The sequence below is a fragment of the Staphylococcus auricularis genome, from assembly GCF_001500315.1.
Classification (GTDB): domain Bacteria; phylum Bacillota; class Bacilli; order Staphylococcales; family Staphylococcaceae; genus Staphylococcus; species Staphylococcus auricularis.
On record NZ_LLER01000016.1, the window covers coordinates 1 to 12285 of the forward strand.

The window sequence follows — 12285 nt, forward strand, 5'->3', positions numbered from 1 at the left end:
AAGCTTAACTAAAGCAAAAGAACAAGGTAAAGACAGCATCGACAATCTTAAACACTTGAGCCAAGAAGAAAAAGACAAATACAAACACGACATCGACGATGCGAAAACCAAAGAAGAAATCGACAACATCATCAATAAAGCAAAAGACGAAGACAGTAAACATCATGGAAATAAACCAACAGACACTAACTTAGACGATGTGAAAAAACATGGTAAAGACAATGTCGATAAACTTAAACACCTAAGCCAAGACCAAAAAGACAAATATAAACATGATATCGATAACGCTAAAACGAAAGAAGAAATCGACAGCATCATCAACAAAGCAAAAGACGAAGACAGCAAACACCATGGAAATAAACCAACAGATACTGACTTAGACGGCGTGAAAAAACATGGTAAAGACGACATCGATAATCTTAAACATCTAAACAAACAACAAAAAGATAAATACAAACATGACATCGGCAATGCCAAAACAAAAGAAGAAATCGACAACATCATCAATAAAGCAAAAGATGAAGATAATAAACATCATGGAAACAAACCAACAGATACTGACTTGGACGGTGTGAAAAAACACGGTAAAGCCAACATCGATAAACTCAACAACTTAACACCGGCTGAAAAAGATAAATACAAACATGACATTGATGATGCAACAACATCTGAAGCCGTTAACAAAGTAGTTGATAAAGCGACATTACAAAACATCAAACAACATTCAGAAGACGAGATTGATAATGCGAAACATGATGCCCATCAAGCTATCAATCGCTCACCATTAAGTGAAAGTGACCAAAACCATTACAACTATCAAATTGATCAAAGCACTACAATCCAAGAAGTGGTTGATACAGTAAACGAAGCACAACAAACTGCATCAAATGCAGATAGCACTTCAAATGGTCAAGATAACGAAACATTACCAGATACTGGTGAAACAACAGATAACACAGCTGCGAATAGCACACTACTCGGTACATTATTTGCAGCACTTGGCTCACTCATCTTCTTCAGAAAACGTCGTCACAACAAAGAAGACAACAAATAATAGAATAACTTCATATCCGAAAGCATTAGACTAATAAAAAACCAGCGGTTCCTGTTATCAGGACCGCTGGTTTTATTTTGTATAACTTGCTATAACATGTGAGGGTAGGCCACGCCACTCTGCTCAAAATTTTATTTTCTATCAAACAATGTTGCAGCTTGTTTTTCTAATTCTAACCCAGATTGAAAGCGTTGAGTGTAGTCTCGGAAACTGGCGATATCATCGTCAGTCGGTGTGATTGTGATGGCTTCAGTATCCTCAAAAGCGACCTCTTTTAAATAAGAAGATAATGTATATCTATCAGATTCAAAGATATAACGTGCGAGTGCAGCAATGCCCCAAGCACCGCCTTCAGATGCGGTTTGCATCACACTCACTTGACTCTCTAACGCAGCAGCGAGAAATGATTGTGCTACTTTTTCAGTTTTAAAAATACCGCCATGACCTAACATTGTATCAATCTGAATGTGCTCGTTCTCTTTGAGTAAATCAATTCCAATTTTCAAAGTCGCAAACGCACTATAAATCAATGTTTTCATAAAGTTAGCTAAAGTCAATTTGCTGTCTACTTGGCGTATGAACATTGGGTAACCTTGTGGCACATCTGTAATAAATTCACCGGATACATAACCGTAAGATAATAATTTTCCTAAATCGTCATCACCTTTAAGTGCTTGTTGAAATAGTTTAGTGAAAAGTGTTTCTTTATCATAATCTACACCAAATGTCTGTAGTACATCTTCAAAGAGCTGCATCCAAGCGTTGATGTCTGACGTACAGTTATTCGCAAGAATCATCGCAACTTCGTAGCCGTCTGGTGTCATGACGCTATCTACTTCCGGATAGAGCGCTTGAATCGGTTCTTCTAGCACAATCATTGCGAAAATACTTGTACCTGCTGAAACATTCCCAGTACGGGGTGCCACACTATTTGTAGAGATCATACCAGTAGCTGCGTCGCCTTCTGGTGCACATAAAGGACAACCAGGCTTAAGATACCCTTGTGGATCGATGAGTTTGGCTCCAGTCGCGGTTAAAGTGCCTGCTTGTTCTCCGGCTGTCACTACCTTTGGAAGGATGTCTTCAATCTGTTGTGTATAACCACGTGCTTTAAATAATTGATTAAACCGGTCTAGCAGATCTTTACGATAGCTTTGCGTTGTATGATCAATAGGGAACATACCTGAAGCATCTCCGACACCAATCACTTGTTCATCTGTTAAGTACCAGTGAACGTAACCGGACAATGTGGTCATATATTGAACGTTTTTGACGTGGGGTTCTTGATCGATCGCAGCTTGATAGAGATGGGCGATGCTCCATCGTTCAGGGATATTCACGTCGAAGTCTTCCCTTAAGATCTGTGCCGCTTGATTCGCATTGTTATTGCGCCACGTTCGAAACGGTATGAGCAGGTCGTCTTTATCATCAAAGACAAGGTAGCCGTGCATCATACCACTGATACCGAGAGAAGCAATGTGTGTTAATTGCGTGTGATACTGCGCTTTCAAGTCTTCAGTCATAGCGAGATAACTTTGTTGCAATCCTACCCATGTCTCGTTCATGGAATAGGTCCAATAGCCATTTTTATAGTCGTTTTCCCATTCGTAAGCACCGGTCGCAAGTGTTCGACATTGTACATCGATAGCGACAGTCTTAATACGCGTCGAACCAAATTCTATGCCAACCGAGAGTTCACCGTTGTCTATTAAACGCTTTCCTTCTTCTATATTCATGCTTCTTCTCACACCTTTTTGAAATCGATTTCAACCAAACCCTACCACAATCACACCTAGAGTCACAAACAAATGAGTTAAAGTTTAAGGTCATCTTCAGTTTAAAAATATTCAATTCATAAATATTAATCATTGAAAAGTAGGCTGATAAGATTTATAATTATAAATCGTAACAATTACGATTTAAAGATGAAGGGAGTGTCACGATGAACCAGCATCGTCGTGTAATTATAATTGGAGCAGGTGCAGCAGGGATTGGTATGGCCGTCACATTACAAGATTTCAACATGGATGATGTACTTGTGATCGAAGGCGACACGATTGGCCACTCATTTAAAAATTGGCCTAAATCTACGAAGACGATTACTCCATCATTCACAACCAACGGCTTTGGGATGCCCGATATGAATGCAATTTCAAAAGAGACATCGCCCGCTTTTACCTTCAACGAAGAACATGTCTCAGGGGAAACCTATGCGGAATATTTAGAAGTCGTGGCACAACATTATGAAATAGATGTAGCGACTTATACAAAAGTAACAAACGTCACACAAAATAATGGTATTTACGAAGTAGAAACAAATAGAGGAACATATACAGCAGATTACATATTCGTAGCGACAGGGGATTTTGCATTCCCAAATCAACCGTTTGAATATGGACAACACTATAGTGAAGTAGAAGATTTCAACACGTTAGCTGGAGATGATTTTGTCGTTATCGGAGGCAATGAAAGTGCGTTCGATGCTGCGATTCATTTAGGAAAACGAGGTGCTAATGTATCGATTTATACATTGACGACTGGATTCGATCACGATGATGCGGATCCAAGTATCCGCTTATCACCTTATACACATCAACGCTTACGTGAAGCAGTTCAACAAGGTGCACATATTGAAATGAATGTCGGTTATCACGCACGTAGTATTACTAAAGATGGAGGCACTTATCGAGTGGCATTTAATAATGGTCACGTAAGAGAAACGAAGACAGAACCGATTATAGCCACTGGCTTTGATGTGACACGTAACCCGTTAGTTCAACAGTTATTTACAGTGCGCGATGGAGAAGTCAAACTTACAGAACTCGATGAATCCACACGTTATCCAAACGTATTTTTAATCGGTGCAACAGTTCGTCATGACGAAGCGATTCTTTGTTATATTTATAAATTTAGAGCACGTTTTGCTGTATTAGCGAATATTTTAATGGGTCGGGAAGACTTACCGGTCGACCAAAGTTTAATCGAAACGTATCGCAGTAACCAAATGTATTTAGATGATTACAGTTGCTGTGAAGTGGACTGCTCATGCTAGAAGTTGTTTTTGATTTACGAAATGGTCACGTGAGTACGATTCCAAATGAACCCCATTCATTGAAGCTCAAACATTATAAAAAATTAACAGACAGTCAACAAGGACTCCTTAAACGATATATCCTACGTCATAAACTCGATATTTCATTACAACAAAGTGTGGCTTCGTCACCAGAGAATAGCGCCTACGTCACAGATAAGTTACAACACTTCGTCGATGAGAGTAAGCAGTATCGTCCGACACCATTTGCGACTTTACTGGGGTGGTTGATCATCCTTCTCATGTTCGCATTTCCTGTGTTTGTGGCGTATCATTTTTCAGATTGGTTCCAAGGAAACTATGTTGAAAGCTGGATTGAGTCACTATCTCAACTTCCACTATTCCAACCAGATTGGTTACAACATTTCTTATTCGGAGATTATGGTGTCTTATCCCTCGGTACGTATTCTCTCGTATGGGCGTTACCTGTTGTGATCATGATTAGTTTATCAGTCGCAGTCATTGATCAGTCAGGACTCAAGGGTTACGTTGTCTGGTCAATCGAACCGACGATGAGGGCCATTGGGTTAAATGGTTCAGACATTGTTCCATTGTTAGAAGGATTTGGTTGTAATGCTGCAGCGATTACTCAAGCAGGTCACCAATGTTCGGCATGTACAAAGACAGAATGCATGAGTTTAATTAGTTTCGGTTCTTCTTGTAGTTACCAAATTGGTGCGACATTATCTGTGTTCAGTGCAGCGCATCAACCTTGGCTCTTCATGCCATATCTCATCATGGTCTTTGTAGGTGGTATTATTCATAATAAATTATGGTATAAAGGCAAACCGTCTTTATCGATGAATCAGTTTCCGCCTAACCATGATATCCACTGGCCTTACATGAAGCGGTTATGGGTGCAGATGATAGATAGTATTAAAATGTTTGTTGTGCAAGCGTTGCCGATTTTTATCGGTATTTGTATCGTAGTCAGTTTCTTAGCGCTTACGCCGATTTTAAACATCATTTCTAATATTTTCACACCGATCTTGATGTTATTAGATATTCCAACGCAATTGTCTCCAGGTATTTTATTTTCAATGATACGTAAAGACGGGATGTTGTTATTTAACATGGATGGAGGCGCACTCATTCAAAGTTTATCAGCTTGGCAACTATTGTTACTTGTCTTCTTTAGTTCAACCTTTACTGCATGTTCTGTGACGATTACGATGATGATTCGTCAGCTCGGTTGGTTAGAAGGCTTTAAAATTACAGCTAGACAAATGATTACGTCATTATGTTGTATTGTCTTACTTGGTACATTTACGATCGCATTTACATTATTCCAATAAAAAGATAGGGGTATCACATGCAAATTATTATTATCGGTGGATTCTTAGGTGGAGGCAAAACGACGACATTAAACTATTTAGTACAAGATGCATTGGACAATAATTTGAAGCCTGCAGTAATTATGAATGAATTCGGTAAAATGAGTGTCGATGGCAAGCTACTCGATGCGAATGTCCCGATGGATGAAATCGTGGACGGTTGTATCTGCTGCGCGATGAAAGTCGATGTTTCACAACAACTTCACCAACTCTACTTAACACACCAACCTGATATCGTTTTTATTGAATGTAGCGGGGTTGCTGAACCGATTGCTGTCGTCGATGCCTGTTTGACACCTGTGCTTGCACCCATTACGACGATTCGCAGCATTTTAGGCATTGTGGATGCGAAGATGTACAAATCGATTCAATCCTATCCTAAAGAGATTCAAGGATTGTTTTATGAACAACTTCATCATTGTTCCACACTCTTTGTGAATAAGATTGATCTTGTGGAAATGGATCACACGGCGAAACTCCTATGTGATCTTGAAGTGATTAATGAATCAGCGGATATTAGGGTTGGCACTTATGGAGAGCTTCCGCTTAAAGCGTTGCTTCAGCCTGATTATGTGGCTACAAAGGATCATGGAACACATCACGAAGGCATTGGACACCGATATGTGGACTTGCCTGATCCTCTCCAAAAAGATCAGTTTATACATCAACTAGAATCCATGCCGAAGACAATCTTTAGGATCAAAGGTTTTGTACGCTTTCAAAATGGACCGCATATCTATTTGGTCCAATACGCACAAGGAGAAATCGAACTTTCACCGATTGAACTATCTGCTGAAGTGCCACTTTATTTAGTGGCGATTGGTACAGATCTCGATTTACCCCTTTTTAATCAATAACACGGATGAGCCCGCCTTAAAGGTGTGGCTCATCCGTTTTTTATGATATTGCTCATTTTGAAGCACAATCCGCATTACGTTAAGATATGTATAGATTAAATGACAGATATAGAGAGAGTGAAATCGGAGGAAATGTTATGAAACAAGCGCAAGATCTTAAACAAATGTTACATCAGTTGGACGGCCAAAAATATGGGGCTTATAAACGATTGAAAGGACAGTACCAATTTGAGCAGTTTCGTCTTGTAGTGGATCATATTCAAGCAGATCCTTTTGCGTCTCCTTCTAAAATGCGCCTCATTATCGATCGCGATGTGGCGGGTTTTCCAGAGCACTTGTTAGATGATAAAGCGAAAAGAATCGCAGTTGCTGATTTCTTAACCCGTGCTGTCGAACAGGCCATACATGATGTCAATCATCAAAACAGTCATGACCGAAAAGCAGGCCAAATCTTTATTGATCACTGTGGTCAGGAGATGTTAACACGGACGTCTGTCGTGTTTGATGACTCACATATTGAAGTACGTCTTGAGGTCGGTATGCCTGCTGCGGGTCGTAAAATTTTAGGGAAACCTGCAGTAAAAACACTGATAGACATGTTGCCTGCCGTCGTGAAGAAGGGCTTAATCTATCAACAGTTAGATCAGGATGCATTAGCACAACAAGTGATCTTGATGAAGGATCAACAATATATCAGACAACAATTAGAAAAAAATCACTGGATTGCGTTTGTCGCAAATGGAGCGGTGTTACCACGTCGTAGTGGTGTTTCTGATCATCCGATGTCTGATGCGGTACCATTTGAGAGTCCTGCTCGCTTTGAAGTCACACTTACATTACCGAGCAGCCAAACCGTTACGGGGATGGCCATTCCTGAAGGGATTACGTTGATTGTTGGTGGCGGCTATCACGGTAAATCTACCTTGCTAGAAGCATTGGAACGCGGCGTGTATAACCATATTCTGAATGACGGACGTGAATTCGTGTGGACGCGTCATGATGCGATGAAAATACGTGCCGAAGATGGACGAAGTATTGAAAAAGTGAACATATCACCATTTATCGATAATCTGCCTGCGCATAAAGATACGACACAATTTTCAACTGAAAATGCGAGCGGCAGTACATCGCAAGCAGCTAATGTGATGGAAGCATTAGAAGCACAAGCGCAACTCTTATTAATCGATGAAGATACGTCAGCGACCAACTTCATGATCCGTGACAGTCGAATGCAGCGTTTAATCGCGCCTGAAAAAGAGCCCATTACACCATTTTCTCATAAAGTGAAAGCTTTATATGAGGATTATCAAGTTTCTACCATATTAATTGTTGGTGGTTCAGGAGATTACTTTGAAGTGGCAGATCAAGTGTTGATGATGGATGAATATCATTTGAAAGATGTGACAGAAGAAGCTAAAGACATTGCAGCTTCTGATGCATTGAGTCAACAACAAACACACGAAGCTCACTTTGGAGATTTACCACAACGTGTAGCATTGCCTTCGACGTTTAATCACAAAGGAAAGGCACACCGTTTTAAAGCGAAAGGGCTACATCAAATTATTTATGGCAAAGATCCGATTGATATCAGTGGTTTAGAACAGCTTGTCGATTTGAATCAAGTGCGTGCGATTGCAGCTATGTTAAGTTACTTCCATCATGAAATGATGAACCAACAACAACCAATGTCTGAAGCGGTTGACGAGTTGTATCACTATATTGAAACACATGGTTTAAGTGCTGTTGTACCGCATTTAGGCCATCCAGGTAATTTAGCACTACCTCGAAAACAAGAATTTATCGGTACACTCAATCGATATCGTCAACTGAAAGTCAAATCATAATGAGTATAACAAAGGCGTTTTATTCCCCGGGAAATAAAACGCCTTTTTATGTTACATGAGTTTTTTATCTGTGAATTTGTTATAAATCCATCTAATAAGTAACGCTAAAGTAATAATTAAACCGATATAACCAAATAGGGTAAAGACATAATTCACTAAATCAACGAAACCAACAAAGCTTAATACAAATGCAAGTATGAGTGATACGACGAGTAACAGTTTATATTTCGTAGATCTTGGTTTTGTAAAGCGTGTAAGGAATGGATATAACATACCGATACAGCTATTAAAGATAACACCGACCATAACGGCTGACATGAGTATACCTAACCATGGATGAATATCGTTAGCTAAGAGTAGTGTTGGAATATCGACACTGTTCGCATTTTGAATGTTAGCTAATAATCCACCAATCATGATGAGGAGTAATAGACTGAAAGCAAGTCCACCGTAAAATGCGCCACGTCTAGCGGTTTTGTGACTGATCGCGTCATTACCGATAATCGTTAAGAAGCTGAAACTATTACCAATAATCACACCGCCGTAAATAATCGCTTCCCACCACCAATACGGTCCTGAAGCTTTCGAGGGTTGAATGTGCTGTGCCACTTCATCAAAGTGAATCGTTGGATTAAGAATGTTGTAGCCTGCAATGATAAGCACTGCGATGACTAAAAATGGAGTCACAAATCCTAATAATGTAATGATCCGGTCGAAATTCAATTGTAAAACGATAAATAATAGGATAATGATTGCGAGAGAGCCAATCCAGATTGGTACATCAAAGCCTTGGTTTAATGCGGATCCTCCGCCAGCTACCATCATGACGGTTAAACCAAATAAGAAGAAGATGACTAAGTAGTCGATGATTGTTCCAAACACTTTACCGAAAATATGGTGAAGTGAAATTTCATATGTATCTGCATCTAAACGATAACCTAATTTAGAAATTTGCCGGGTACCAAACATGACAATAATGGCTGTAAGGATGGCACCTAGGTAAGCATAGTTCCCGTAATTAACGAAGAACTGTAGTAGTTCTTGGCCAGTCGTAAAGCCTGCCCCTACGATAAAACTGAGATACGCAAGTACAATACGGAAAGCTGCTTTATTATCTTTACTCATTATTATATAAGCTCCTTTCTTAAAATAATAATGGAATAATAATATGCTTAACACATTGAGAAAACTTATTTTTTCATAAATAATCAATTTGCAAGTTAAATCACCTATTACACAAATATTTTGTGCTACGCTTTAATTAAATTGTAAAAAAATTGTTTTTCACTAATGAACACGACAAGGTGATTTGTCGATTAATTTTTACTGTCCTCAAAAACACATTCATTAAAAATACAAAATTTTCTTCTATGTGTCGCACTTTACAACATATCATTTAAATTAATGGTGTTAACGTGCTTTGAATGCTGTTAGATTAGGTGTTGTAATTTTGAAACACATGTAAGCCTCGTGTTTTAAAAGCGCTAAATTTACAAAAACAACATCAATTTCAAAATAGGAGGGACTGACTTGGCAAAACTATTGTATAAATTAGGACGGTTTATTGCTAAGAATAAATGGTTAAGTGTCATTGTATGGCTCGTCGTCCTCGGTGTCATTATCACGCCGTTGATATTACATACACCTAAATTTGATAATGACCTCACAATGAACGGGCTAAAATCGCTCGACACGAATGAAAAAATCAGTAAAGAATTCCATCAGGATAGTGAAAAGGCAACGATGCGGCTTGTCTTCCACTCAGATAAAGAAAAAGGCATCACTGATAAGGATACGAAAAAGGATATAGAAGAGGCATTGGACCAAATCAGACAAAATGATGATTACGTCCAAAATATTTCTAATCCTTATGAAACTGGACAAGTGAACGACGAAGAAAATACAGCAATCGCAGATATTCACTATGTGGTGAGTCAAACTGCGATGCAGGATTCATCTAAGAAAATCATCAATAATGAATTGGATGATGTGAAAGCAGATCATAACATTCAAATTGAACAAACCGACCAAGCAGGGGTAAGTTCTGACATTGGCGGTAATTCAGAGCTCGTAGGTATTATCGTTGCGTTTGTTATCTTATTAATTACCTTTGGTTCATTAATTGCAGCGGGTATGCCAATCATCAGTGCATTAATTGGACTCGGTTCAAGTGTCGGTATTATTTCATTACTGACGTTTGTTGCAGACATTCCAAATACGACATTAACCCTTGCAGTCATGATCGGGCTCGCAGTTGGTATCGACTATTCACTCTTTATTCTCTTCCGTTATAAAGAGTTTGCGAAAAAAGGTACAGAACCGATGGAAGCGATTGGGCTTGCAGTAGGTACAGCAGGTAGTGCTGTCATCTTCGCAGGGGTCACGGTCATGATGGCTGTATGTGGTCTTTCTCTAGTCGGTATCGATTTCCTTACAACGATGGGCTTTGCTTCAGCACTCAGTGTCCTCTTTGCAGTACTTGCTGCACTGACACTGTTACCAGCATTGATTAGCATTTTCCATAAACGAATTAAATTAAAAGGAAAGTCGAAAGATCCCGCAACTGATAAAGGTAACCCATGGGCAAACTTCATTGTCGGTAAACCTTGGATAGCGACGATCTTAAGTTTAATCATTCTGATCGTAGCCTTACTTCCAATGAGTCACATGCGTTTAGGTATGCCGGACGACAGTATTCAACCTGAAAATTCTTCACAACATAAAGCGTACGAACTTGTTTCAGATAACTTTGGTGAAGGTTATAACGGTCAAATTGTCATGTTAGTCAATACCAAAGACGGTGGCAGTGAAGATCAAATTAAACGTGATTTAAATAATATGAGAGATGATATCAGTGATATCGATCATGTGGATTCCGTGACTGAAGCACAATTGAATGGCGACAATCATTATGCGTTGATGGCGATCATTCCTGAAGAAGGACCTAATGCAGAATCTACAAGTGAATTAACAAAAGACTTACGTGATTTTGCGAGCCAAGCAAAAGAAAAATATGATTTCAGTACTGAAATTTCAGGACAAAGTGTCATCAACATTGATATGTCTCAAAAACTTAACAATGCGATTCCTGTCTTTGCGGGTGTCATCGTAGGTTTAGCATTCATTCTATTAATGTTTGTCTTCCGCTCTCTATTAGTTTCATTAAAAGCCGTACTCGGATTTGTCTTAACACTCGGTGCGACACTCGGCTTTACGACATTAGTCATGCAAGATGGCTTTATGGCTGGCTTGTTTGGTATTGATCAAACGGCACCAGTCCTCGCATTCTTACCGGTCGTCACGATTGGACTGCTCTTCGGTCTCGCTATCGACTACGAACTCTTCTTAATGACACGTGTGCACGAAGAATATGGTAAGACAGGTGATAATGACCATGCGATCCGCGTGGGTATCCAAGAAAGTGGACCGGTTATCGTTGCAGCAGCACTAATTATGTTCAGTGTGTTCTTCGCATTCGTTTTCCAAGAAGACCAAACGATCAAATCTATCGGGGGCTCTCTCTCATTTGGGGTACTCTTTGATGCCTTTATCGTACGTATGACGTTAATCCCAGCATTGACTAAATTGTTTGGCCATGCGTCATGGTACTTGCCTAAATGGTTACAACGTGTGCTACCGAAAATTGATGTCGAAGGGAAAGCGTTAGAACCCGTTTATGCCACAGAGGGCGATGCAGATATTACAGCTCAAGAACGTACCTCAATTTCTGACCATAGCGAAAGCCAAGTCGAAGCGGAATCTCACGCAACAGATCAAACTCATGAGGTACGACAAGCATCCACGGACCACCCGGAAAATATTGACTACGAAGCAGCGTATACACAATCAACGAACGACGTACCTCAAGCATCAATGGAACAAACACATCGTTCACGAGGAGCATCAGAAGTGGATCAGCAAGCACAATCATCTAAACTTTACCAAGCGCTAGCAGCTGAAACAGAAGACGATGATATCTTATTCAATGCGTTAATGTTATATGCCCGTCAACACCAACCAGAAATTTACGAACAATATGTGCGTAAGCTCCAAACATTGCGTAATGAACTCTTTGATGAGTTAAACCGAAAATCTTAATAAGGAG

General features: G+C 39.6%; 8 protein-coding genes. 6 read left to right on the forward strand and 2 right to left on the reverse strand.

All coding sequences use genetic code 11. The features are described from left to right. A partial coding sequence (locus APS80_RS08370) for a GA module-containing protein (protein ID WP_059107824.1) occupies positions 1-1054 on the forward strand: 1054 nt, incomplete at its 5' end. Between the two features lie 131 nt (positions 1055-1185). Here APS80_RS08370 and APS80_RS08375 read toward each other — a convergent pair. Next, positions 1186-2790 (reverse strand): xylulokinase, encoded by a 1605-nt coding sequence (locus APS80_RS08375; protein WP_059107825.1) that lies wholly within the window; start codon positions 2788-2790, stop codon positions 1186-1188. Positions 2791-2996: 206 nt separating this feature from the next. Here APS80_RS08375 and APS80_RS08380 point away from each other — a divergent pair, with 206 nt between their 5' ends. The 4 genes from APS80_RS08380 (at position 2997) to APS80_RS08395 (ending at position 8180) form a co-directional block, all read left to right on the forward strand. Further along, complete coding sequence (locus APS80_RS08380; RefSeq protein WP_059107826.1) at positions 2997-4106, forward strand: NAD(P)/FAD-dependent oxidoreductase; 1110 nt, start codon at positions 2997-2999, stop codon at positions 4104-4106. Then, positions 4100-5440 (forward strand): nucleoside recognition domain-containing protein, encoded by a 1341-nt coding sequence (locus tag APS80_RS08385; protein WP_059107827.1) that lies wholly within the window; start codon positions 4100-4102, stop codon positions 5438-5440. Before APS80_RS08380 ends, APS80_RS08385 begins: the two co-directional genes overlap by 7 nt. Positions 5441-5457: 17 nt before the next feature. After that, the gene (locus tag APS80_RS08390) at positions 5458-6336 is read left to right on the forward strand and encodes a CobW family GTP-binding protein (protein ID WP_059107828.1); all 879 of its coding nucleotides are present in this window, start codon (positions 5458-5460) and stop codon (positions 6334-6336) included. Positions 6337-6473: 137 nt separating this feature from the next. After that, positions 6474-8180 carry an ABC-ATPase domain-containing protein gene (locus tag APS80_RS08395; RefSeq protein ID WP_059107829.1) on the forward strand — a complete coding sequence of 569 codons (1707 nt, stop codon included), beginning with the start codon at positions 6474-6476 and terminating at the stop codon, positions 8178-8180. Between the two features lie 51 nt (positions 8181-8231). Here the strand turns inward: APS80_RS08395 and APS80_RS08400 are convergent, their stop codons facing one another. Continuing rightward, positions 8232-9305 (reverse strand): YkvI family membrane protein, encoded by a 1074-nt coding sequence (locus tag APS80_RS08400; RefSeq protein WP_059107830.1) that lies wholly within the window; start codon positions 9303-9305, stop codon positions 8232-8234. A 405-nt stretch (positions 9306-9710) separates the two neighbouring features. Between APS80_RS08400 and APS80_RS08405 the strand changes: the two genes are divergently transcribed. After that, a complete protein-coding gene (locus APS80_RS08405) occupies positions 9711-12278 on the forward strand; it encodes an MMPL family transporter (protein WP_059107831.1) in 2568 nt (855 codons plus the stop codon). The last annotated feature ends 7 nt before the right edge of the window (positions 12279-12285 follow it).

Coding starts and splice junctions, on each gene's coding strand:
- APS80_RS08375 (WP_059107825.1), bottom strand. CDS start 2,790: ATGAATATAGAAGAAGGAAAGCGTTTAATAGACAACGGTGAACTCTCG.
- APS80_RS08380 (WP_059107826.1), top strand. CDS start 2,997: ATGAACCAGCATCGTCGTGTAATTATAATTGGAGCAGGTGCAGCAGGG.
- APS80_RS08385 (WP_059107827.1), top strand. CDS start 4,100: ATGCTAGAAGTTGTTTTTGATTTACGAAATGGTCACGTGAGTACGATT.
- APS80_RS08390 (WP_059107828.1), top strand. CDS start 5,458: ATGCAAATTATTATTATCGGTGGATTCTTAGGTGGAGGCAAAACGACG.
- APS80_RS08395 (WP_059107829.1), top strand. CDS start 6,474: ATGAAACAAGCGCAAGATCTTAAACAAATGTTACATCAGTTGGACGGC.
- APS80_RS08400 (WP_059107830.1), bottom strand. CDS start 9,305: ATGAGTAAAGATAATAAAGCAGCTTTCCGTATTGTACTTGCGTATCTC.